The sequence below is a fragment of the Pseudomonas reidholzensis genome, assembly GCF_900536025.1.
GTDB classification, from domain to species: domain Bacteria; phylum Pseudomonadota; class Gammaproteobacteria; order Pseudomonadales; family Pseudomonadaceae; genus Aquipseudomonas; species Aquipseudomonas reidholzensis.
This window is the reverse complement of record NZ_UNOZ01000013.1, coordinates 442,839-466,060: the sequence shown is the minus strand read 5'-3', so window position 1 is coordinate 466,060 and position 23,222 is coordinate 442,839. Positions and strand designations below refer to the sequence as shown.

The following is a 23,222-nucleotide window of genomic DNA, read 5'->3' as shown; positions in this document are numbered from 1 at the left end:
CCACTACCACCTTCTCAACACCCGAAGCGAGGTCAGGCCATGAACATTCCCATTCCACCGGAGACACCCGATCCGAACATCGACGACCCGAGCCTCCCGCCGCCGGTGCCCGAACAGGACCCGGACGAGCTGCCGATCAAGCCGACGATGCCACCGACCGTGGGCGACCCGCCGAGTCAGGAGCCGCCGGTGAAAGCCTAAGGATAGCCAACTCACCTGATATTTCTGCCAGTAGTGACGGCCGCGGCATGTTCCTAGACTGGTGTCCCCCTGTTACGCAGGGGGACACCGAAAACAAGGAGCACGGGCATGTCATCCAGCAAGCAATTCTTCTACTGCGGTCGACAGTTGGTCCATTCACTGCAAGTTCAAGATAGCCAGCGTTTTTTTCGTCAGGGCCAGCGCCCTCTTGCTGGCATCAGCCAGTCACCTGACAGACGGGACAGTACGCTTGTCTATACCGATCCAGGTAACTCAGTACTAGGCGCCCACCTCAGGCAGCAAATAAATGCGCTTGACTACACCGCCTATGGATACTGCGAACCACCGACCAGTGCAGCCGCCCTATTAGCTTTTAACGGAGAGCTGCTGGATACCCACGCACACTTCTACCTGCTGGGGCAAGGACGTCGCGCCTACAACCCTGCCGTGATGAGATTCAATTCTCCTGACAGCTTGAGCCCCTTCAGACAAGGCGGCGTGAATGCCTATGCCTACTGTCATGGAGACCCCATTAACTACGCTGACCCACTAGGTACCTCCATCATTGGTCGAATGACGTCTGCATTTGAGCGCGGATTGAAAAACTTAGGTACAAGAGGCTTGCGAAACAGAATTAATCAGTATGACAACGGTGCCGCAGTGACGCATGCCGGCGCCCGTCTAGGATCTGACCGCAGGGAAGCAACATCTATAATCAACAGCTACGAAGGTGTTGAAATGATTCACCGCATGGACAGGGTGGAGCCAGATCTATACACGCATCCCGCCCTGAATTACCCGCAATCCTCGTTGATGGAAATGCACAACAGCATCAAAAAAATAGGCTTAGAACCCAATCCGGCAACGTCAAAATGGCTAACTGACATGTCGCGAAACGCAACGATGAAACACCATGACGCAATTATGGCCGGCCGTCACTCAAACTACCTAGACGACACGAGACTTTCACTTGACGACACTTATAAAGTAATGATTTTTGACCACCGTATTATGAACGCCCGCTACTTACCCAACCCACGAAGAACACCTGAAAGCCTCAGCAAAGACTTCATATTCCGCCGTGACGTAAGCATCATTAGACAAGGCATGTTGGCTGATTATGACCCTAATCTCGATAGGGTTTTAGATGATCTTCGGGCTAGTGGCTTAAGGTGAAGCACGCACCGGGAACTTTAGGGCGCAGTTGCGTTAGCGCAGCCCCGCGATCAGGTCGGCATTATCAGCAGACGCTCATCCAGGATCGGCCCCGCCAACACCTCGATACTGATCTCCCGCATGCGAAACTTCTGCACCTTGCCGGTCACCGTCATCGGAAACTCATCGACGAAGCGGTAATGCCGCGGCACCTTGAAATGCGCGATCCGTGCCTTGCACCAAGCCTGCAGCTCCTCGGCCAACGCGCTGTGCCCCGGGTGCGACTTGATCCAGGCCACCACCTGATATTTCCGCCAGTAGTGACGGCCGCGGGATGTTCCTAGAATGGTTTCTCCCTGTGGCACAGGGGCAAACCGGTCCTGGCCCTAATTCAGGGCGATACTCAGCAGACAGCAGGGAAGTCAGGCAGATGAAGACAGCGCGCTATTTCTATCGCAACTCAGACTTGATAACGACCGTCGAACCGCTGCACAGCGCCACGCGCTTCAGTCATGGAGCGCAGGTCATGGCATCTGTCACCCGCCCTGGTGATCAAGAAAATACCGAGCTGGTCTGCACGGACGCACAGCGGTCACCCCTGAACGGCGCGTCGCGCGCCGGCTTGCGCTCGATGCAGTTCGCCGCCTACGGATACACAGCGCCGAGCACCCTGCCAGTCGGGTTCAAAGGTGAACGTCTCGATCCGATCACCACGCACTATTTACTCGGCAGGGGTTACCGCGCCTACAACCCGGTATTGATGAGGTTCAACAGCCCTGACGGGGACAGCCCTTTCGATAAAGGTGGCTTGAATACTTATGCGTTTGTATTGGGCGACCCGGTCAACTTCAGTGACCCTAGTGGACACGGCATTGGCCCATTCATTAGCCCGCAACTTCGAACAACTCGCCCATATGTTACGTTCGGAAAACCCAGGACCATCAATCCGCAACTCAAATCTATTATTGTCACGCAGGGTCAAGAGGTTGGAAAGCCCGGGTACGACATGACGACTATCGTCGGTCACGGCACCGGATCTACCGTGGGCGGCTTGACACCGGAGCAACTTCTAAAAGGACTCAAAAAGGAAGGCATAGCCCTGGAAAGCGGACCGATTCACCTAGTCTCCTGTTATGGCGGGGCCACCGCGATGTCAGGGGATAGTCGCTTCCCAGCGACAGCGTTTGGCCAGACACTCTCCAACATGACAAACAAACCAGTCATCACCTACCAGAGCAAAATAATTAACACAAAAACGCCACACCCCACGTCGCCTACGGTGGAGATAAATCTGTTGCCCGATCAATACCTCGATGCAGAACCCGTCACCTTTTATCCGGAGACCCACCGTTCAACTACATCCATGAAAGGGTTACTCAAGCAGTTAACAGGCATTCGAACGAAAAAATAGAGGTACCCGTGTAGCCTATCAATCCACCACCCACGGTTGCCCCCGAACCAGCGCGCGGGCGATCGACCCCGACAGACTAAATCGGGCGCTCCCCGAGTTCTTCGATACTGATCTCGCGCATGCGAAACTTCTGCACCTTGCCGGTCACCGTCATCGGAAACTCATCGACGAAGCGGTAATGCCGCGGCACCTTGAAATGCGCGATGCGTGCCTTGCACCAGGCCTGCAGCTCCTCGGCCGACGCGCTGTGCCCGGGGTGCAACTTGATCCAGGCCACCACCTCTTCACCGTACTTACTGCACGGAATGCCGATCACCTGCGCATCGGCCACGGCCGGATGGGTGTAGAAAAACTCCTCCAGCTCGCGCGGATAGATGTTCTCACCGCCGCGAATGATCATGTCCTTGTTGCGCCCGACAATCCGCACATAGCCCTGCTCATCCATCACCGCCAGGTCGCCGGTGTGCATCCAGCGCGCCGGGTCGATGGCATCGACGGTCGCCTCGGGGTTGTTCCAGTAACCTAGCATCACGCTGTAGCCACGGGTGCACAGCTCACCGATCTGGCCACGGGCAACGATGCAGCCGTCGGCGTCGATCAGCTTGGTTTCCAGCTGCGGCTGGGTGCGGCCGACGGTGGTCACGCGCAGCTCCAGCTCGTCATCCGGGCCGGTCTGCAGCGACACCGGGCTGGTCTCGGTCATGCCGTAGGCAATCTGCACCTCGGCCATGTGCATCTGCTCGATGACCCGGCGCATCACCTCGATCGGGCAGGTGGCGCCCGCCATGATGCCGCTGCGCAGCGACGACAGGTCGAGGTGCTGGCGGGCCGGATGATCGAGCATGGCGATGAACATGGTCGGCACGCCATAGAGGATGCTCGCGCGCTCTTCGGCCACAGCGCGCAGGGTCAGCTCGGGGTCGAAGGCGTCGTTGGGGTAGATCATCGTGCTGCCATGGGTGATGCAGCCGAGGTTGGCCATGACCATGCCGAAGCAGTGGTACAGCGGCACCGGGATCACCATGCGGTCGCGGTCGCTCAGGCCAAGGCTCTCGCCGACCATCCAGCCATTGTTGAGGATGTTGTAGTGACTCAGGGTGGCGCCCTTGGGCGCACCGGTGGTGCCGGAGGTGTACTGGATGTTCACCGGGTGATCGAACTGCAGGCTGCGCTGGCGAGCCAGATAGGCGGCGGGGTCGGTCTGCCCTGTCCGCTCGGCCAGTTGCCGCCAAGGCAGAAAACCGCTGGGCGGCTGCTCGGCCAGGCTGATCACCCCGCGCAGCTCGGGCAGTGTCTCGCTTGCCCACGTGCCCGGTGCCTGATCGGCCAGGCCCGGCACCAGCTCGATGAGCATGGCGTGGTAGTCCGAAGCCTTGAACGCATCGGCGCAGACCAGCCAGCGGCAGCCGGACTGGCGCAGCACATAGTCCAGCTCGGCGACCCGGTAAGCCGGGTTGATGTTGACCAGGATCGCGCCGACCTTGGCGCTGGCCAGTTGCAGGATGCACCACTGGGCGCAGTTGGGTGCCCAGATGCCTACCCGATCACCGCACTCGACGCCCAGCGCCATCAGCGCGCGGGCATGCTGGTCGACCTCCTCGGCCAATTGCCGCCAGGTGTAGTGCAGGCCTTGGTGACGGACGACCAGCGCTTCGCCGTCCGCGCAGCGGGCCACCGTGGCGTCGAAGGCCTGGCCGATGGTCTGCTCGAGCAATGGCCTGACCTGGGGGCCGCGGGTGTAGCTTGGTTGGCTCATGAGTATCCCTTCTTGTGGTTGTTCTGGGCATGACTGAAGCAAGCGATGGATACTCTGGCTCAGATTAACGTTAACGTAAAGGTCATGGGTGCATTGACAGCCTCGAAGTGCAGGTTTACGTTAACGTAAAGGTTAGATAAAGACCGCGCACAGGGTCCGCTGCAAGCCCCATGAGCTACGGTGTAATCCACATTTCAAGAACAAGAAGGTGCCTCCATGCATTACCCGTCCCTGAACTTCGCCCTCGGCGAAACCATCGACATGCTCCGCGACCAGGTCCGCACCTTCGTCGCCGACGAACTGGCCCCGCGCGCCGCGCAGATCGACCACGACAACCTGTTCCCCGCCGACATGTGGCGCAAGTTCGGTGACATGGGCCTGCTCGGCGTCACCGTCGCCGAAGAATACGGCGGTGCCGGCCTCGGCTACCTGGCCCACGTGGTGGCGATGGAAGAGATCAGCCGCGGCTCGGCCTCGGTCGCCCTCTCCTACGGTGCGCACTCCAACCTCTGCGTCAACCAGATCAACCGCAACGGCAGCCACGCACAGAAACTAAAGTACCTGCCCAAGCTGATCAGCGGCGAGCACATCGGCGCCCTGGCCATGAGTGAGCCCAACGCCGGCTCCGACGTGGTATCGATGAAGCTGCGCGCCGAGCTGCGTGGCGACCATTACGTGCTCAACGGCAGCAAGACCTGGATCACCAACGGCCCCGACGCCAACACCTACGTGATCTACGCCAAGACCGACCTGGACAAGGGCGCCCATGGCATCACCGCGTTCATCGTCGAGCGCGACTGGAAAGGCTTCAGCCGCAGCAACAAGTTCGACAAGCTCGGCATGCGCGGCTCGAACACCTGCGAGCTGTTTTTCGATGACGTCGAAGTGCCGCAGGAGAACATCCTCGGCCAGCTCAACGGCGGCGTGCGGGTACTGATGAGCGGCCTCGACTACGAACGCGTGGTGCTGGCCGGCGGCCCGACCGGGATCATGCAGGCGTGCATGGACCTGGTGGTGCCGTATATCCACGACCGCAAGCAGTTTGGGCAGAGCATCGGCGAGTTCCAGCTGATCCAGGGCAAGATCGCCGACATGTACACCCAGCTCAACGCCAGCCGCGCCTACCTGTATGCGGTGGCCCAGGCCTGCGACCGGGGCGAGACGACCCGCAAGGACGCCGCCGGGGTGATCCTCTACAGCGCCGAGCGCGCCACCCAGATGGCCCTCGAGGCGATCCAGATCCTGGGCGGCAACGGCTATATCAACGAATTCCCGGCGGGCCGCCTGCTGCGCGATGCCAAGCTGTACGAAATCGGCGCCGGCACCAGCGAGATCCGCCGGATGCTGATCGGCCGCGAACTGTTCAACGAAACCCGCTGAGCACAAGGAACTGGCGCCAATGGCTACCCTGCACACCCAGATCAACCCACGCTCGGCGGAGTTCGCCGTCAATGCCGCGGCCATGCTCGAACAGGTCCAGGCCCTGCGCTCGCTGCTCGCGCAGGTCAGCCAGGGCGGCGGGCCCAAGGCTCAGGAGCGCCACACCTCGCGTGGCAAGCTGCTGCCGCGCGAGCGCATCGACCGCCTGCTCGACGCCGGCTCGGCGTTTCTCGAAATCGGCCAACTGGCCGCCCATGAGGTGTATGGCGAAGACGTGCCCGCCGCCGGGGTGATCGCCGGCATCGGCCGGGTCGAAGGCGTCGAGTGCATGATCGTGGCCAACGACGCCACGGTCAAAGGCGGCTCGTATTACCCGCTGACGGTGAAAAAACACCTGCGCGCACAGACCATCGCCCTGCAGAACCGCCTGCCGTGCATCTACCTGGTGGACTCTGGCGGCGCCAACCTGCCACGCCAGGACGAAGTGTTCCCGGACCGCGAGCACTTTGGCCGGATCTTCTTCAACCAGGCCAACATGAGCGCCCTGGGCATCCCGCAGATCGCCGTGGTGATGGGCTCGTGCACCGCCGGTGGCGCCTACGTGCCGGCCATGGCGGACGAGGCGATCATGGTCCGCCAGCAGGCGACCATCTTTCTCGCCGGCCCGCCGCTGGTCAAAGCGGCCACTGGCGAAGTGGTCAGCGCCGAAGACCTCGGCGGCGCCGACGTGCACTGCCGCATCAGTGGCGTCGCCGACCACTATGCCGACAACGACGAGCACGCCCTGGCCCTGGCCCGGCGCAGCGTCGCCAACCTCAACTGGCACAAGCTCGGCACCCTGCAGCAGCAGGCCGCGATGGCGCCGCTGCATGCCACTGATGAGCTTTACGGCGTAGTGCCGGCCGACGCCAAGCAGCCGTTCGATGTGCGCGAGGTGATCGCGCGCCTGGTCGACGGCTCGGTGTTCGATGAATTCAAGGCGCTGTTCGGCACCACGTTGGTGTGCGGCTTCGCCCACCTGCACGGCTACCCGGTGGCGATCCTGGCCAACAACGGCATCCTCTTCGCCGAAGCCGCGCAAAAAGGCGCGCACTTCATCGAACTGGCCTGCCAGCGCGGGATCCCGCTGCTGTTCCTGCAGAACATCACCGGCTTCATGGTCGGCAAGAAATACGAAGAAGGGGGCATCGCCAAGCACGGTGCCAAGCTGGTGACGGCGGTGGCCTGCGCCCAGGTGCCGAAGTTCACGGTGATCATCGGCGGCAGCTTTGGTGCCGGCAACTACGGCATGTGCGGCCGCGCCTACGACCCGCGCTTCCTGTGGATGTGGCCCAACGCGCGGATCGGCGTGATGGGCGCCGAGCAGGCCGCCGGGGTGCTGGCGCAGGTCAAGCGCGAACAGAGCGAGCGCAGTGGCCAGGTGTTCAGCGCCGACGACGAAGCGCGGCTCAAGCAGCCAATCCTCGACCAGTACGAGCGCCAGGGCCACCCCTACTATTCCAGCGCCCGGCTGTGGGACGACGGCGTCATCGACCCGGCACAAACCCGCGACGTGCTCGGCCTGGCGTTGTCCGCCGCGCTGAACGCCCCGATCGAACAGAGCCGCTTCGGCATCTTCCGGATGTGACCCCATGAGCGAATTCAGCACCCTTGAACTGATCAAGGACCCTCGCGGCTTCGCCACCTTGTGGTTGAATCGTGCAGACAAGAACAACGCCTTCAATGCGCAGATGATCCGTGAACTGATCGTCGCCATCGACCAGCTCGGCGCCGACGCCAGCCTGCGCTTCGTGCTGCTGCGCGGCCGTGGCCGGCACTTCAGCGCCGGCGCCGACCTGGCCTGGATGCAGCAGTCCGCGCAGCTCGACTTCCACACCAACCTGGACGACGCCCACGAGCTCGGCGACTTGATGTACAACCTGCACAACCTCAAGCTGCCGACCCTGGCGGTGGTGCACGGCGCGGCCTTTGGCGGTGCGCTGGGGTTGATCAGTTGCTGCGACATGGCCATCGGCAGCGAAGACGCCCAGCTGTGCCTGTCGGAAGTGCGCATCGGCCTGGCCCCGGCGGTGATCAGCCCGTTCGTGGTCAAGGCCATCGGCGAACGCGCCGCGCGCCGCTACGCGCTCACCGCCGAACGTTTCAGCGGCCTGCGCGCACGTGAGCTGGGCCTGCTGGCTGAGGCCTATCCTGCCGCCGAGCTCGACCAGCAGGTCGCGGCCTGGGTCGACAACCTGCTGCTGAACAGCCCGCAAGCCCTGCGCGCCAGCAAGGAGCTGCTGCGCGAGGTGGGCCACGGCGAACTGACCCCGGCCGTGCGCCGCTACTGTGAAAACAGCATTGCGCGCATCCGCGTCAGCCCTGAAGGCCAGGAAGGCCTGCGCGCCTTTCTGGAAAAACGCCGGCCCGCCTGGCAAGACTTTGACAAGGAGCCGCGCCCATGAGCCACCCCACGCTGACCACCCTGCTGGTCGCCAACCGCGGTGAAATCGCCTGCCGGGTCATGCGCACGGCCAAGGCCATGGGCCTCACCACGGTTGCCGTGCACAGCGCCATCGACCGCGAGGCGCGCCATGCTCGCGAGGCCGATACCCGTATCGACCTTGGCGGCAGCAAGGCGGCCGAGAGCTACCTGGACATCGCCAAGCTGCTGGCGGCGGCCAAGGCCAGCGGCGCCCAGGCGATTCATCCGGGCTATGGCTTTCTCTCCGAGAACGCCGGCTTTGCCCGGGCCATCGAACAGGCCGGGCTGATCTTCCTCGGCCCGCCGGCCAGCGCCATCGACGCGATGGGCAGCAAGTCGGCGGCCAAGGCACTGATGGAAACCGCCGGGGTGCCCTTGGTGCCGGGCTATCACGGCGACGCCCAGGACCTCGACACCTTCCGCGCCGCCGCCGAGCGGATCGGCTACCCGGTGCTGCTCAAGGCCAGCGCCGGTGGCGGTGGCAAGGGCATGAAAGTCGTCGAGGAAGAAGGCCAGCTGGCCGATGCCCTGGCCTCGGCGCAGCGTGAGGCGCAGTCGTCGTTCGGCGACGCGCGGATGCTGGTGGAAAAGTACGTATTGAAGCCGCGCCATGTCGAGATCCAGGTGTTCGCCGACCAGCACGGCAACTGCCTGTACCTCAATGAGCGCGACTGCTCGATCCAGCGTCGTCACCAGAAAGTGGTCGAAGAAGCACCCGCACCAGGCCTTGCGCCGGCGCTGCGCCAGGCCATGGGCGAAGCAGCGGTGCGTGCGGCGCAGGCGATCGGTTATGTCGGCGCCGGCACCGTGGAGTTTCTGCTCGATGCCCGCGGCGAGTTCTTCTTCATGGAGATGAACACCCGCCTGCAGGTCGAGCACCCGGTCACCGAAGCGATCACGGGCCTCGACCTGGTGGCCTGGCAGATCCGCGTGGCACGTGGCGAGCCGCTGCCGATCAGCCAGGCGCAGGTGCCGCTGATGGGGCATGCCATCGAAGTGCGGCTGTATGCCGAGGACCCGGCCAACGAATTCTTGCCGGCCACCGGCACCTTGAGCCTGTACCGCGAGTCGGCGCCGGGCGAAGGCCGGCGGGTCGACAGTGGGGTCAGCGAGGGCGACAGCGTTTCGCCGTTCTACGACCCGATGCTGGGCAAGCTGATTGCCTGGGGCGAAGACCGTGAACAGGCGCGTTTGCGCTTGCTGGCGATGCTCGATGAGTTCGCCATAGGCGGGGTGAAGAGCAATATCGCGTTCTTGCGGCGGATCCTCGCGCACCCGGCGTTTGCTGCCGCGGAGCTGGATACCGGGTTTATTCCACGGCATCAGGAGGTGCTGTTACCAGCGCCTGGGGCGTTGCCAGCCGAGTTCTGGGAGGCGGCGGCCGAGGCGTGGTTGCAGGGGCAGCCGGCGCAGGTTCGCGGCGATGATCCTGCCTCACCCTGGGCGGCGCGCGACGGGCTGCGACTGGGCTTGCCGGCGCGCAGCAGCCTGCACCTGGTGAGTGGCGGGCAAGACCAGGCGGTGGCGCTGGAGCGCAGTGCTGCGTCGAGCTTGCGGCTTGAGGGGGAGCAATTGTGTGTTGAGCGCGATGGCGTGCGCCGGCGGCACCTGGCGATTCGCCGAGGGGGCACGCTGTACCTGCGCTGGGACGGCGACGTGCATGCGGTGAGTGCCTTTGACCCGATTGCCGAGGCTGAAGCGAGCCATGGGCATCAGGGCGGGCTGAGTGCACCCATGAACGGCAGCATCGTGCGTGTGCTGGTCGCGCCTGGGCAGGTGGTCGAGGCTGGGACCGCGCTGGTGGTGCTGGAGGCGATGAAGATGGAGCACAGCATTCGTGCGCCCGAGGCGGGGACGGTGAAGGCGCTGTTCTGTCAGGAGGGGGATATGGTTGGCGAGGGTGCGGTGCTGGTTGAGGTGGAGTGAGGCCTGACTGAAGATTCTGGGGCCGCTTTGCGGCCCTGGCAGTTTCTTGGCTCGTCCACCAATCATAATCGCATGAAGGCCACCAAGTGCATGCCTTGAGCCTTTTGCGGCCCTTCAGATCGAGCGCCCCCCTAGAGAAGCCAGTGGCATGCGCCTGTCAGCCAAAACGCGGTCCGCTCTAGAAAATCCCGTGAACCCGCACCACAACCCCGAGAAACTCACACCCTTCTTCACACAACACCGTCGGATACCGCGTATTCAAGGGCCTGAGCAACCTTTCACCGCCCTCCTCGATCAACTGCCGCAGCACCGCCGACTTCCCCGGCTGCCGCGCAATCACCAACTTGCCCGGCTCAACCTCGAGCCCGCTGTCGACCAGCACCAGCATCCCCTCGGGCACGCTCTTGCCGCTCGGCGCATTCATCGAGTCGTTTTCCACCGGTAACCAGTAGGCATTGCCGGCGGGCAGATAATCGGTCTGCTCCTGCAACTCACCCGCCAGGGGCAGATCCCCCTGCAGATCAGCCCACTTCAGCACCGGAAAACGAAAACTGGCATAGCGCAGCGCCTCAGCCGACAACGGCCGCTCGGAAGCGTAAGTGCCGTGCGCTTCTCGCACCACATCGCGCTCGACCACCATCACCTGCGCCTGCAGGTACACCAAGCCCAGCGCTTCGATCTTTTCATTGATGGTCTTCAGGGTCGGCTTGCGCGTACCGCGCAGCCAATGGCCGACGCCGCCCTGAGTCATGTGCAGGCGCTCAGCGAGCTTGAGCTGGCTCAGCTTGTGTTCGCGCTTGTAGCGCGCGAGAAATTCGTTCCAGTTTTCCATGGCCGAAACAATACGGACTGTACTGAACCGTTCAATACACATTGTGAATTATCTTGAATCAGCCAATTAATACAGATTGACCTATCCTCTGAATTCAGTGTCCTTGAAAGGGAATCGAAGGTATCCAGATGAATTTGCAGAAAAACGACGAAACAGATCTCGACAGCGAAGCCGCGCGCCGCGCGCTCGACTACTACCTCAACCCCACCCCGGATCGCCCCAACCTGGACAACAAGGTCTGGGCACTACAACCCGGCGTTACCCACCTCCAGGCGTATGAGCATGCCCTCGGCCTGCTGCGCTGCGCCGCCGCGACCGCCCACGAAACCGCCTGCCATCAAGACGGCATGGCACGCGAAGTGACGCTCGCGACGATGCACATGATCAACATGGCCAGGTCGCTGCTGGAGCACAAGAAGCCGGGGCACACAGAGGGGATTTGAGCGAAGACGTGACGGCCAACCAACGGCAAAGGCCCCGATTGCCGGGACAGAGGAGGTGCACCGGTAAAAGTTTTTTACCGGATAACGCAAATAACATTTGACTGACAAATGATAACGATTATTATTGCACTCAGCAGGTCGCGAGACCCGCTGGATAACCTGGAGACCTTAGGTCGGACTCTCAGATTATCTCCTCATCAGGCTAATCACGGTTTTTGACCCGGCTTTTTGCCGGGTCTTTTTTTTTGGCTCTTCAGGCTAATGAAGAAGGGTTACCGCTTGAATGGCCGCGATGATAGCAAAGGTGTGTCATTTGGTGAATGGTTGTTACAACGTTTTGCGCAAACAGCACTTGAGAATCAATCTCGTTACGATTAAGCTGGCTGCGCATCAGGGAAGATGCCCCCACCCCGACACCAGAGCAAGGAGCAATACATGACCCGCCTGCTGCTGCCCCTTGAACACGCGCCCCATACCGACTCGGCCCCGACCGAGGATGACCTGTTGCACAGCCTCAAGCGCCTGCCCCGGCGCGTGCAGCAAGTGTTTCTGCTCAACCGCCTCGATCAACTCGACTTCGCCACCCTCGCGGGGCGCCTCGACCTGCCCCTGCTGAGCATCGAACGGCACATGAACCAGGCGCTGCAAACCGCACGCCCGCAGGGTGATGCCGTGGCCAGCGTGGCCGGGCAATGGTATGTGCGCTTGCAAAGCCCGCAGGTGACCGCCAGCGAGCGGATCGACTTTCGCCGCTGGCTCGACGCCGCCCCCGAGCACGTGCAGGCCTTTCATGAAACCGAATTGCGCTGGCGCAGCCTGCTGGCGCCGGCGCGCCAGCTGGGCCATGACGGCTGGTACCGGCAAGGCCGCGCGGCGCTGTCGCTGGGCGGCTGCTCGATTGCCCTGAGCCTCGGTGTCGCCGCCCTGCTCGCCTTCGACTACTGGGCCTGAACCCGCGGCAACCTTGGCCAACGCGCCCCATGGCGGGCGCAGGGGTGTAGAGTAACGTCACAACAAAGCCATCAGGAGCCTGGCAATGACCGTGACGCTGTCCCCCCTGCAGATCGACTGCGATTTCGATTCCGGCAATATCCAGGTGCTGGACGCCAGCGACCCGAGCCGGGTGCACCTGGCGATCCGCCCGGATAGCCACAGCGACCACTTTCAGTGGTTTCACTTCAAGGTCGACGGCCTGACCCTGGGCCAGACCCACCGTTTCAGCCTCGACAATGTCGGCCAGTCTTCCTACAAGAACGCCTGGCACGGTTATCAGGCCGTCGCCTCCTACGACCAGAAAAGCTGGTTCCGGGTGCCCAGCCAGTTCGATGGCACGGCGCTGCTGTTCGAGTTGCAGGCCGAGCAGCCACAGGCCTGGTTCGCCTACTTCGAACCCTATCCACGCGCCCGGCACAACCAGTTGATCGAACGTGCCCGTCAGTTGCCCGGCGTCGACCTGCTGGCCAGCGGGCGCAGTGTGCAGGGTCGCGATATTCCGCTGTTGCGCGCAGGCGATGGCGCGGCGGGCAAGCGCAAACTGTGGCTGATCGCCCAGCAACACCCGGGCGAGCACATGGCCGAGTGGTTCATGGAAGGCGTGATCGACCGCCTCGAAGGCAACGACGCGACGGTTCAGGCGCTGCTCGCCGAAGCCGACCTGTACCTGATCCCCAACATGAACCCGGATGGCGCGTTCCTCGGCCACCTGCGCACCAACTTCAAGGGCAAGGACCTCAACCGTGCCTGGCAGGACGCCAGTGTCGAGTTTACCCCCGAGGTGTTTTTCGCCCAGGCGCAGATGAAGCAGTACGGGGTCGATGCGTTTATCGACGTGCATGGCGATGAAGAGATTCCGCATGTGTTCACCGCGGCCTGTGAAGGCAACCCGGGTTACAGCCCGCGCCTGGAAACGCTCGAGGCGCAGTTCCGCAGTACCTTGTGCAGCGTGACCGAGGACTTCCAGACGGTGCATGGCTATACCCGGGACCAGCCGGGGCAGGCGAACCTGACCCTGGCCTGCAATGCGGTGGGCCAGGCTTATGATTGCCTGTCGCTGACCCTGGAGATGCCGTTCAAGGACCATGATGATGCGCCCAATGCCCTCACTGGGTGGTCTGGCGAGCGGTCGAAGGCGTTGGCCGGGGCTGTGCTGGAGACCTTGGGGAAAATGGTCAAGGATCTGCGCTGACGGGCTTTGGGGCCGCTTTGCGGCCCTTCGCGGGTAAACCCGCTCCCACATAGACCGCGTCGCTCTGCAGCATCCCGCGGTCCCTGTGGGAGCGGGTTTACCCGCGAAGGGCTGCACAGCAGCCCCAATTCAGACGCCGCACCCACCTCAGAACTGCACGTCGAGGATCACGCTGTCGGTATAGGTCGCCGCCGGCGGCGTGGCCTGGTCGGTGTACACCTTGGCGTTGTAGTTGAACACCTGGCTGCCCGTCCCGGTCCCTGGCCCCCCGTTCACGTTGGCATCGCTGCTGGCCCGCCTGGCCGCGCTCAGCGACCCCCAGCGCACAGCCCCCGCACTCTTGAAGATGTCGTACGCCAGGTAGTTGTTGGCCGGCGATTTCATCCGCCGCCGCCCTCCCGACACGTTCAGCCCGTCGTCCAGCCCGACCGTGTAGTTGCTGCCCTTGGTACAGGCAATGTTCACACTCTGGCTCACCGTACCGAAGCCACTGACCACCGGCGCACTGTTGAAGACGATGTTCGGCGTGGTGATCTGGCAGTCGTTGGTCACGGTCAGGCTGATGGTCAGGTTCTGGCTACCCGAACCGATATCACGCCCGATGCACAGGCCGCCCAGGCCAATCCCGGGGCAATAGTTCCAGACCCAGGCAATGCTCAAGGTTTCCTGATACACGCCGGCAGCCACGTTGGCCCCTATCACCGTCCTGAAATACAGCGGCACGGTCTTCGGCGCTGTGCCATTGAGCAGACCGAGCGCATCGATGATGCCGTTGGGCGCGAAATCGAACTGGGTGCCGCGGGTGATGGGAAAGCTGGTGGTGGCGTTGCCATAGATCGTGTAGGGAATCACGTCCCCGGTAGGCCCCACCAGGCCGTTGGTACCCGTGGCGGTGATGGTGGCGTAGAAGTGGTCATTATTGGTCAGCAATGCCAACAGCGAACCGGTGCACTGCAGCCCCGCATTCCCCGTGGTCGCGGTCTGCACCGTACCGCGCACCAGGGTCGAGTTGACCGTACCAAAGCTCGCCGGCGCGGTCGTCGTGGTGTTGCACCCGGCCCACACCGGCGCAGTGGGCAGCAGCAAGCCACACAACAGCAACCCCCTCAGCGCGGCGTTCATTGGCACACCAACGGGCCGATCAGCGGGATCACCCCCTGCCCTTCAGGCAAGTCGAACTCGACCCGGCACTGGCCCCCTTCGGCGATGTCCACGCGCAAGCGGTTGTGCGCCGAGAGGTTCTCCAGGTAGACCAGCCCGTCCCAACCCACCACCGCCTGGCCGCCGCCGTCTTCGAGGGTGACCTGGCTGCCCAGCTTGAGCACCTGCTGGTTGCCGTCGACCAACACGATGCTCGCCGCCAGCACCCGTTTGAGCTCGAACTCCAGCAGGTAGCCGCTGCCGCGACGCACCGCCACCCGCTGCTCGACCTGCGGCGCGAGGATGTCGGCGGCGAGGTCCATCGGGTCGATCTCGTACTTGCCGCGGTAATAGCCGCTGCTGTACGGCACCAGCAGGTGGCCGTTGCGGTCGGTGCGGCCGACCCGCTGGTTCTCGTAGCTCACCGGTACATCGGCATAGCCGCCGGTGCTGACCACCACAAAGGAATCGTCGATGCGGTTGGCGGCGAACACCCCGGCATCCATCCACACCAGCGAGCCGCTGGCATCCGCCCAACGGGTCATGGCGCCACTGCTGCCATAAGCCCCGGCCTGCAGTTGCACCGACTGCAGGCGCCAGGTGACGTCGGCCTGGCGATAGGCCTCGCGGTCGCCGTCGGCATAGCCCAGGTTGAAACCGACGCCGCCGCCGACCGGCACCGCGCGGCTGTAGTTGACCCGCTGCTGGCGTTCACCGTCCTGGTTGCGCTCCATGCTCAAGGCCAGGCTGCCGCGCAGGTCGAAGGGGATCACCAGCTGGGCCTGGACCGCCCACTGGCTGTCGCCGACCTCGCGGTTTGCCGACACATACAGGCTGCTGCCGGCCCACAGCGGCTTGCTCCAGCTGAGGTTGATCAGTCGCGTGCGCGAGCCGTCACCGGCGCTGACATCGAAGTAGCCGGCGCCGAGGCTGCCGTAGCGGTCGAGGTTGAGGCTCAGGGTGACTTGCTCGCTGCGCTCGGACAGGCGCATGTCGGGGGTGTCTACCCGCGACAGGTCGGCATAGTCGCCATGGCGTTGCAGGCGCTGGTAATTGAAGCCCAGGCGCTGGCTGTTGTACTGGTAGCCCAGCACCACCTGCTGGCCCTGCTCGCCGTCGAAGCGGCTCTGCGCCACGGCAGCGTTGAGCACGCCAAAGGTGCCCAGGCGCATGTTGCCGCCGACGCCGCCGAGCATCAGGCCCTCGGCGGTCTCGGCATGGGTTTCGACGGTGAGGCTGTCGCTGAGGCCATAGCGCAGGCTGGCTGAACCGACCCCCGGGCCGTAGCTGAAGTCACGCACCGCGTAGTCGCGACGCAGGCTGCCGGCGGCCACCGAGAAGTCACTCAGGCCCTTGGCCAGCAAGCTGCTGGTGACGTAGAACGGCAAGGTGGTCGAGACCTGCCGGCCAAGGGCGTCGGTGGTCACCACCACGGCCTCGCCGGCACCGTTGATGAACGGCACGTTGGTCAGCGTGTAGGGGCCGGGCTGCAGTTCGGTGGTGCTGCTCTTGTAGCCATTGATGAACAGGTCCAGCGAGGTCGGCACCGCCGCTTCGCCGGCGAAGGCCGGCAGCGGGTAGGTGACCAGGTCGGGCCGCACGCCAAAGTCGCGGGACAGCTGCAGGCCGCCGACCCGCACCGAGCTGCTCCAGGGCAAGGCACCGGTGACCACGTCGCCCGCCTCCAGGGTCAGCAGGCGCTGCTCGTCGGTGTAGCGCCAGGTGCTGTCGTAACGCATGAAGCCCGCGCGGGTGTCGCTGACAGGGGCGCCATTGAACGCCTGGCGCCACTGCCCGGTGGTGGTGAAGGTGCCCCAGCTGTCGAACAGGCGCAGCTCGTTCCAGGCCGCCAGGTAACTGCCGCCTTCATCGGTGTCGTTGAGGTACAGGTCGTAGTTGAACAGTGCGCCGAAGCTGCTGCGCGCGTCGCTGGCCGGGTACAGGCTGCGGTCGCCGACCTGCTGGTTGGGCAACCAGGCCGCGGGCACCTGCAGCAGCAGGCGCTGGTTCTGGCTGTCGTAATCGGCGTGCAGGGCCGGCCAGGCGTCCAGGGCCAGCTCGCCCTCGGGTTCGCCAGGCAGGCTGATGCCGGCAGCGCGGAGCACCTCGCTGTCGAGGAACAGCCGCCCGGCACGCTGCTGTACGGGCACCAGCTCAGCCCTGGGCATCTGGTTCACCAACAGGTCGAGGTACAAGGTGGCATCGGCGATCGCCGCTGCCTCGCTGGGCGGTGGCGGCAGGTCGTCGGCCACGCCCAGGCCCGGCCCCAGCATCAGCAGGCCTAGCCACACGCGGCGTGTCGTCAGCGACAGCCATTTCACACACGGCTTCCAGCCATTGTCGGGTCCTCCATGGGCCCTGACGTCGATTCACGGTGGCTTCAACGGCCCTGGCTGATCGCCTGGGCCGCATCCTGTCCATTGACCCGCCCCTTGAGCACGCTGGCGGCGGTGGGTGCGGTCGGTGCTGGCCAGCGCATGCTGGCGCCGGGCAACACGTAGCCGAGCAGGCCCTCGACCACCGGCTTGTCCTGGCCACCGTGCTGCAACACCACATCGGTCAGCCGCGCGTGCACCGGGCCGCTGTTGCTCAACTCGACATAGGGTTTGCCCTGCACGGTCACCGGGCGCCAGCTCAGTTGCGGCTTGCCGACGCCTTCGGCGCTGCGCTTGCCGTCCGGGTCGGGCTTGCCCCACAGGCCTTCGCCGTAGACGAACAGCGGCACCGAGTAGCGCATCTGCAAACGGATCGCCGCCACCGGACCACTGCTGGCGGCGTCGGCCGGCAACGGCGAGGGGATTTCGTCGATGATGATCCGATAGGCCTGCTCCTGGCCGGCCGGCGAGGCGCCGGTACGGGTCAGGCGGATCAGCTGTTTCTGCCCCGGCGCGATGTTGGCGACCGGCGGGCTGCCGATGATCTCGCGCTGGGCCTGGAACTGCTCCTCGAACGCCCCCTGGCGCCAGGCGAACACCCGCACCTGCAGGCTGGCCGGCGCGTTACCGCGGTTTTCCAGCCACAACGCACCGGCCTTCTGGTCGGCTTCCAGCACCGGGTCGATCGGCCAGATCAGCACCGACGTGGCCGCCCCCGCCGGCAGGCTCGCCAGCAGCAGCCACCCGATCATTCCTCGCGCCCACTTCGCGCCTGCCCGCATGCCGCTCTCCTTTGCTGCCTGTGATAAACAGTGGCCTGCTCACCAGGTCACCGTCACTTGTACCGAATCGGTGTAGGTCCCGGCTGGCAGCACGCCGCTCAACTGGGTGCGGCCGTACACCGGCAACTTGATCGCGGTGGGGTCGCTGTAACTGACGGCGACGCTCTGGCCGATCGCCAGGCTCTGGCTGTAAGCCGCGTCGCGGTAGAGCTGGTAGGCGAGCAACTGAGTGCCGCCCGTACGCTTGAGGTTGCGCGTGCCGCTGGCGCTGTTCTGGCCACCGTCCAGGGCCATGCTCAGGGCCACGCCCGGCGTGCACTGGAAGGTCACCGTGGTGCCGCCCACCGCTGCGCTCAGGGTCGCCGTGGCCAGCGCCGACTGGGTGCCGAAGTTCAGCGTGCCGTAGTTGCTCACGCCGCCCACCACCAGGCAGCCGGCGACGATCTGCGCGCTGACCTGGAAGGTGCTGGTGGTCGCCGCGCCCAGCGGCAGGGCCAACAGCATGCCCAGCCACGCCACGCCCTGCCGAGCCCAGGGGGTCATGGCTCAGAACGTCAGTTCGACCGCGACCGTGTCGGTGTAGGTGCCCGCCGGCAGGCCCGCCTTGCCGCGCGCCTGGCCATACAGGTTGACGGTCTGCGCCACGCCGGTGCTGGTCTGCAGGGTGATGGTGTCGCCGATCCCCAGCACCTGGGTGCGCGCCGAGTCGGTGTAGAAGTCGTAGGGCACGTAATTGGTGCCATTGGCCAAGGCCCGCGTGCCTCCGGGTGACAGGCCGTCATGGGTGCCCGCGCGCACGCGGATCGACGGCGTGGTGCCGCTCGAGCAGAGAATGCTCATGGCGCCGCCGCCTCCGCCCAGCACCTGGCCATCGGCGCTGGTGAACAAGGCGTCCTTGGTGCCGAAGTTAAGGGCACCGAAGTTCAGCCCTGAGGTGCCACCCGTGCCATTGACCTGGCAGGCCGCCGTGAGGATCAGGGTCGACGTGATCGACCCGGTCACCGTGTCGGCCTGTGCCTGGGAAGCGAGTGCCAGGCCGAGGCCGGCGAGGATGGAGCAAGTGACATGAGTGCGCATCGGAATCTCCTTGGGTGTTACCAGTCCAGGGTCACGCTCAGGGTGTCGCGGTAAAGCCCGGCAGGCAGTGCGCGCGGCTGCGCGATGACCACGCCGTAGATCGGAATCGGAACCTGCTGGGCACTGTTGACGGTAAAGGTGCGCGCCTGGCCCACCGCGTAACGGCTGTTGCCGTTGGGGTCGACGGCCAGTTGATAAGGGATCATCTCGCGGCCATTGCTCAGCCGGCGGACGCCGTCACTGCCGTTCTGGCCGGCGTTGATGCGCACGTTGAAGGCGCGCACCGACGGCGTACAACTGATCTGCAGGCCACCGTCACCGCCTGCTTCGTCGACCTTGCCCTGCAGCGGCTGCTCCCAGCTCGGGCCGCGCGCACCAAAGTCCATCACGCCGGGGTTGCCGAGGGTCGCGGGTTGCTGGTCGCTGCTGATCTGGCACGCCGCGCTGATCACCAGGCGCGCTTCGATGAAGCCGGTACTGGTGCCGTGTGCCAGGCTGCTGGGCAACAGCAACGGGCCCAGGCTCAACAGCAGGAGCGAGGTGCGGTTCATGGCGCGGGGTCCTTGTGCATGGGTAGTCTCCTCACCAGCTGACCGTGACTTTCAACAGGTCGCCGTACAGCCCTGCGCGGGGCACCCAGGCCAGGCGGTCGATCCGGGCGTAAAGCGGCAGCTCCACCGAACCGCTGTCCGGCACCCGCGCCGACTGCGCGATGTCGACGCTCAGCGGCTGGCGCCAGGCGGCATCGCGGTACAGGCGGTAGGGGATCGGCTTGGCCTGCTGGTCGTCACTGGCGAGAAAACGCAGCTCGCCGACGCCGCCGTGCTGGCCGCCGTCGACGCGTATCTGATAGGCCGTATCAGGGTTGCATTCCAGCCGCGGCGGGCGCTGGCTGAGCAATACGCCGGACAGCGGCGCACCGGCACCGTCGAGCCGCGCGGCCGCGCCCAGGTCGATCCGACCCAGCGCCTGTGCGCCCGCATCGCGTTGCTGGTTGACCAGCATGCAGCCCCGCTGCACCTGGACCCGCACCTCTACGAGAAAGTCCGTCGCCAGGGTGTTCGCGCTCAACAGCAGGCCTGACAACATGGCCAGAAAGCGTCCCGTCACCGTGTTATTCCTGTTCTTGGGTACCTGCTTCAGGTTAGCAGTGCAGGCGGGCTGCGACGGGGCTTGCGCCCCCTCCCTTGGCATTAGTCACAAGGCGCTAGAGGGCGGGGTGAAAGAATTTTCTTGTGCCGGGATAGAACCCCTGAACTTATCCACCCTCAAATGGCCATATGCCGGCAAAGCAGACGACATTCTGATACCTTGCTTTTGCAACATCCTGTGCCATGCGCATTCCGCCATGCCTGGACGGAACCGACAGGAGAACCGCCTTTGACCACTGCCCCGAACGCGCTCGACCAGGCGGTCGAACGCTGTGCCCAGGAACCGATCCAGGTCCCCGGCAGCATCCAGCCGCAGGGCTTCCTGCTGGTGCTGGACGAGCACGACCTGCGCATCCTCCAGGCCAGCGAGAACGCCGAACGCTGGCTCGGCCTGCCGGCCCGGGAAGTGGTTGGGTGTACGTTCCCCGACCTGGTCAGCGAAGACTTCGACCTGCGCGCCCACTTGCAGTACCTGCCCGATGACGAGGTGTTCCCCTTTCATATCGGCGACACCCGCATGCGCCACGGCGGTGACCGCCTGCGGGTCCTGGTGCACCGTCACGACCAGGTGCTGATTACCGAATTCGAACCCATGCGCCCCGCCCCTGGCCCGACCGGCCAGGGCGACTACTATCCGCTGGTGCGCGCCTTCGTCAGCAGCGTGCACAAGGCCGGCAGCCTCGAAGACCTGCTCCAGCAATCGGTGGTGCAGATCAAGCGCATCACCGGCTTTGGCCGGGTCAAGGCCTACCGTTTCGACGCCGAGGGCAACGGCGAGGTGCTGGCCGAGGTCGCCGACCCGGGCTACCCCAGCTACCTGGGCCTGTGCTTCCCGGCCTCGGACATCCCGCGCCAGGCCCGTGAGCTGTACCGGGTCAACCGCATCCGGGTGATCGAAGACGCCCACTATGTGGCCTCGCCGCTGGTGCCCACGCTCAACCCGCGCTCCGGCAAACCGCTGGACATGAGCTTCGCCGCCCTGCGCGCGGTGTCGCCGGTGCACCTGCAGTACATGCGCAACATGGGCACCCTGGCGTCGATGTCGCTGTCGATCGTGGTCGATGGCCAGCTCTGGGGGCTGATCTCCTGCCACCATGAGCAACCGCACCGGGTCGACCTGCCGACCCGCACCGCCTGCGAACTGCTGGGTAGCGTGCTGTCGCTGCAGGTCGAGTCGCGCGAGGCGCACACCAGCACCCAGACCCTGCTCGACATGCGCCAGCGGATCGTCCTCATGCTCGGCTCGATGGCTGACCACGACAGCGTCAGCCACGGCCTGCGACGGATCCCCAAGGTACTCCTGGACTTCGCCGACGCCAGCGGCGCGGCGGTGATCAGCGCCGAGCACTGCGACCTGGTCGGCGACACCCCGCCGGAGGCCCAGGTCAACGCCCTGGTCGACTGGCTGGCGGGGCGCGGCGAGGTGTTCCATACCGACAACATTCGCCGCGACATCGATGCCCTGCCGGAACTCGCCGAGCATGCCGGCGGCCTGCTGGCGGTGTCGATCTCGCAGCTCCACTCGCATTACCTGGTGTGGTTCCGCCCGGAGCAGACGCGCACCGTCAACTGGGCCGGGCGCCCGGAGAAACACATCGACGCGCAGGGTTCGCTGAGCCCGCGGCACAGCTTCGACAGTTGGCAGGAGCAGCTCAGCGGCTTCTGCAGGCCGTGGGACCCCCTGATCATCGACGGCGTGCAGGAGCTGCGCGGCGCGGTGTTCGGCATTGTCTTGCGCAAGGCCGAAGAGCTGGCCCAGCTGGCCGGCGAGCTGCGCCGTTCGAACAAAGAGCTGGAAGCGTTCTCCTACAGCGTGTCGCATGACCTGCGGGCGCCGCTGCGGCATATCGCCGGCTACACCGAGCTGCTCGCCGAGCTCGAAGGCAACGGCTTCAGCGAACGCGGCCGGCGCTTCCTCAAGCACATCGACGAAGCCGCCCAGTTTGCCGGATCGCTGGTCGACAACCTGCTCAATTTCTCGCAGATGGGCCGCTCCGCCCTGCGCCTCTCGGACGTCGACCTGAACACCCTGGTGGAGTCGATCCGCAGCGAGATGGCCCCGGACTACGCGGGCCGTGAGATCATCTGGGAGGTCGACACGCTGCCCACGGTGATTGCCGACCCGGCGTTCATCAACATGGTCCTGCACAACCTGATTTCCAACGCCATCAAGTACACCCGTGGCCGCACCCCCGCACGGATCACCATTGGCATGCGCCAACACGAGAGCGAAACCGAGATCTTCATCCGCGACAACGGCGTGGGCTTCGACATGGCCTACGCCGGCAAGCTGTTCGGCGTGTTCCAACGCCTGCACCGCATGGAAGAGTTCGAGGGCACCGGCATTGGCCTGGCCAGTGTGCGGCGCATCGTCGAGCGCCACGATGGTCGGGTCTGGGCCGAAGGCCAGATCGACCAGGGCGCCAGCTTCCATTTCACGCTTCCCCGCAAGCCCATCAATACCTGAGGCACCGTACGATAATGCTCAAGCCCATCCTTTTGGTCGAAGACAACCCTAGGGACCTGGAGTTGACCCTCCTTGCGCTGGAGCGCAGCCAACTGGCCAACGAAGTCATCGTCCTGCGCGACGGTGCCGAGGCCCTCGATTACCTGTTGCGCCGCAACGCCTACGCCGAGCGCGCCGACGGCAACCCGGCAGTGCTGTTGCTGGACCTCAAGTTGCCCAAGGTCGATGGCCTGGAGGTGCTCAAGGAGGTCCGCGCCACCGCCGAACTGCGCAGCATCCCGACCGTGATGCTGACGTCCTCGCGTGAAGAGCCGGACCTGCTCCGGGCCTACGAGCTGGGCGTCAATGCCTACGTGGTCAAGCCTGTGGAGTTCAAGGAGTTCGTTGCGGCGATCTCCGACCTCGGGGTGTTCTGGGCCGTGCTCAACGAGCCGCCGCCCGGCTCGCTGCGGCTGAACCGGCGCGGCAACAATTGAG

Annotated in this window: 21 protein-coding genes and 1 pseudogene; 12 read left to right on the top strand and 10 right to left on the bottom strand. The window is 64.6% G+C overall.

All coding sequences use genetic code 11. The annotated features are described in order from the left end of the window. Positions 1 to 39 precede the first annotated feature (39 nt). Positions 40 to 201: a hypothetical protein gene (locus tag CCOS865_RS28175; protein ID WP_167469040.1), complete on the top strand. Its 162-nt coding sequence runs from the start codon at positions 40 to 42 to the stop codon at positions 199 to 201. Between the two features lie 108 nt (positions 202 to 309). Next, positions 310 to 1,377 (top strand): RHS repeat-associated core domain-containing protein, encoded by a 1,068-nt coding sequence (locus CCOS865_RS10195; protein WP_119140346.1) that lies wholly within the window; start codon positions 310 to 312, stop codon positions 1,375 to 1,377. Between the two features lie 50 nt (positions 1,378 to 1,427). Here CCOS865_RS10195 and CCOS865_RS10190 read toward each other — a convergent pair. Beyond that, a pseudogene (locus CCOS865_RS10190) lies at positions 1,428 to 1,661 on the bottom strand (AMP-binding enzyme); the annotation flags it as partial. A gap of 125 nt (positions 1,662 to 1,786) precedes the next feature. Here CCOS865_RS10190 and CCOS865_RS10185 point away from each other — a divergent pair. After that, complete coding sequence (locus CCOS865_RS10185; RefSeq protein WP_119140344.1) at positions 1,787 to 2,767, top strand: RHS repeat-associated core domain-containing protein; 981 nt, start codon at positions 1,787 to 1,789, stop codon at positions 2,765 to 2,767. Between the two features lie 76 nt (positions 2,768 to 2,843). Here CCOS865_RS10185 and CCOS865_RS10180 read toward each other — a convergent pair whose 3' ends face one another. Further along, positions 2,844 to 4,523 (bottom strand): AMP-binding protein, encoded by a 1,680-nt coding sequence (locus tag CCOS865_RS10180; protein WP_119140342.1) that lies wholly within the window; start codon positions 4,521 to 4,523, stop codon positions 2,844 to 2,846. Positions 4,524 to 4,739: 216 nt separating this feature from the next. On the opposite strand from CCOS865_RS10180, the gene CCOS865_RS10175 reads away from it, so the two are divergent. Genes CCOS865_RS10175 through CCOS865_RS10160 form a run of 4 tightly spaced genes read left to right on the top strand, consistent with a single transcriptional unit; the run spans position 4,740 to position 10,293 of the window. After that, positions 4,740 to 5,903: an isovaleryl-CoA dehydrogenase gene (locus CCOS865_RS10175; protein ID WP_119140340.1), complete on the top strand. Its 1,164-nt coding sequence runs from the start codon at positions 4,740 to 4,742 to the stop codon at positions 5,901 to 5,903. A gap of 19 nt (positions 5,904 to 5,922) precedes the next feature. Continuing rightward, complete coding sequence (locus CCOS865_RS10170; RefSeq protein WP_119140338.1) at positions 5,923 to 7,530, top strand: carboxyl transferase domain-containing protein; 1,608 nt, start codon at positions 5,923 to 5,925, stop codon at positions 7,528 to 7,530. A gap of 4 nt (positions 7,531 to 7,534) precedes the next feature. Beyond that, the gene (locus CCOS865_RS10165; RefSeq protein ID WP_119140336.1) at positions 7,535 to 8,347 is read left to right on the top strand and encodes a gamma-carboxygeranoyl-CoA hydratase; all 813 of its coding nucleotides are present in this window, start codon (positions 7,535 to 7,537) and stop codon (positions 8,345 to 8,347) included. Continuing rightward, positions 8,344 to 10,293, top strand: a complete 1,950-nt coding sequence (locus CCOS865_RS10160) for an acetyl-CoA carboxylase biotin carboxylase subunit (protein WP_119140334.1) — start codon at positions 8,344 to 8,346, stop codon at positions 10,291 to 10,293. The genes CCOS865_RS10165 and CCOS865_RS10160 overlap by 4 nt, the downstream gene beginning before the upstream one ends. A gap of 178 nt (positions 10,294 to 10,471) precedes the next feature. Here the strand turns inward: CCOS865_RS10160 and CCOS865_RS10155 are convergent, their stop codons facing one another. Continuing rightward, a complete protein-coding gene (locus tag CCOS865_RS10155) occupies positions 10,472 to 11,125 on the bottom strand; it encodes a LexA family protein (RefSeq protein ID WP_119140332.1) in 654 nt (217 codons plus the stop codon). A gap of 128 nt (positions 11,126 to 11,253) precedes the next feature. Here CCOS865_RS10155 and CCOS865_RS10150 point away from each other — a divergent pair, with 128 nt between their 5' ends. From CCOS865_RS10150 to CCOS865_RS10140, 3 genes are all read left to right on the top strand, one after another. Beyond that, positions 11,254 to 11,568 (top strand): DUF6124 family protein, encoded by a 315-nt coding sequence (locus CCOS865_RS10150; RefSeq protein ID WP_119140330.1) that lies wholly within the window; start codon positions 11,254 to 11,256, stop codon positions 11,566 to 11,568. A 435-nt stretch (positions 11,569 to 12,003) separates the two neighbouring features. Further along, complete coding sequence (locus tag CCOS865_RS10145; RefSeq protein ID WP_119140328.1) at positions 12,004 to 12,519, top strand: DUF4880 domain-containing protein; 516 nt, start codon at positions 12,004 to 12,006, stop codon at positions 12,517 to 12,519. 85 nt (positions 12,520 to 12,604) lie between these two features. Then, entirely contained in the window at positions 12,605 to 13,753 is a 1,149-nt protein-coding gene (locus CCOS865_RS10140; protein ID WP_119140326.1) for a M14 family metallopeptidase, read from the top strand. A gap of 147 nt (positions 13,754 to 13,900) precedes the next feature. On the opposite strand, the gene CCOS865_RS10135 is transcribed toward CCOS865_RS10140, so the two are convergent. The 7 genes from CCOS865_RS10135 to CCOS865_RS10105 form a co-directional block, all read right to left on the bottom strand. Beyond that, complete coding sequence (locus CCOS865_RS10135) at positions 13,901 to 14,875, bottom strand: Csu type fimbrial protein (protein WP_119140324.1); 975 nt, start codon at positions 14,873 to 14,875, stop codon at positions 13,901 to 13,903. Continuing rightward, a complete protein-coding gene (locus tag CCOS865_RS10130; protein ID WP_208644521.1) occupies positions 14,872 to 17,166 on the bottom strand; it encodes a fimbria/pilus outer membrane usher protein in 2,295 nt (764 codons plus the stop codon). The genes CCOS865_RS10135 and CCOS865_RS10130 overlap by 4 nt, the downstream gene beginning before the upstream one ends. A gap of 107 nt (positions 17,167 to 17,273) precedes the next feature. Continuing rightward, the gene (locus CCOS865_RS10125) at positions 17,274 to 18,050 is read right to left on the bottom strand and encodes a fimbrial biogenesis chaperone (RefSeq protein ID WP_119140320.1); all 777 of its coding nucleotides are present in this window, start codon (positions 18,048 to 18,050) and stop codon (positions 17,274 to 17,276) included. A gap of 39 nt (positions 18,051 to 18,089) precedes the next feature. Next, a complete protein-coding gene (locus CCOS865_RS10120; protein WP_119140318.1) occupies positions 18,090 to 18,593 on the bottom strand; it encodes a Csu type fimbrial protein in 504 nt (167 codons plus the stop codon). Between the two features lie 3 nt (positions 18,594 to 18,596). Then, entirely contained in the window at positions 18,597 to 19,127 is a 531-nt protein-coding gene (locus CCOS865_RS10115; protein WP_119140316.1) for a Csu type fimbrial protein, read from the bottom strand. Between the two features lie 17 nt (positions 19,128 to 19,144). Continuing rightward, the gene (locus tag CCOS865_RS10110) at positions 19,145 to 19,678 is read right to left on the bottom strand and encodes a Csu type fimbrial protein (RefSeq protein ID WP_119140314.1); all 534 of its coding nucleotides are present in this window, start codon (positions 19,676 to 19,678) and stop codon (positions 19,145 to 19,147) included. Between the two features lie 31 nt (positions 19,679 to 19,709). Then, the gene (locus tag CCOS865_RS10105; RefSeq protein WP_119140312.1) at positions 19,710 to 20,237 is read right to left on the bottom strand and encodes a Csu type fimbrial protein; all 528 of its coding nucleotides are present in this window, start codon (positions 20,235 to 20,237) and stop codon (positions 19,710 to 19,712) included. Between the two features lie 270 nt (positions 20,238 to 20,507). On the opposite strand from CCOS865_RS10105, the gene CCOS865_RS10100 reads away from it, so the two are divergent. Both CCOS865_RS10100 and CCOS865_RS10095 read left to right on the top strand, forming a co-directional pair. Next, positions 20,508 to 22,745 (top strand): ATP-binding protein, encoded by a 2,238-nt coding sequence (locus CCOS865_RS10100; RefSeq protein ID WP_244216077.1) that lies wholly within the window; start codon positions 20,508 to 20,510, stop codon positions 22,743 to 22,745. 14 nt (positions 22,746 to 22,759) lie between these two features. After that, positions 22,760 to 23,221 carry a response regulator gene (locus tag CCOS865_RS10095; protein WP_119140308.1) on the top strand — a complete coding sequence of 154 codons (462 nt, stop codon included), beginning with the start codon at positions 22,760 to 22,762 and terminating at the stop codon, positions 23,219 to 23,221. The last annotated feature ends 1 nt before the right edge of the window (position 23,222 follow it).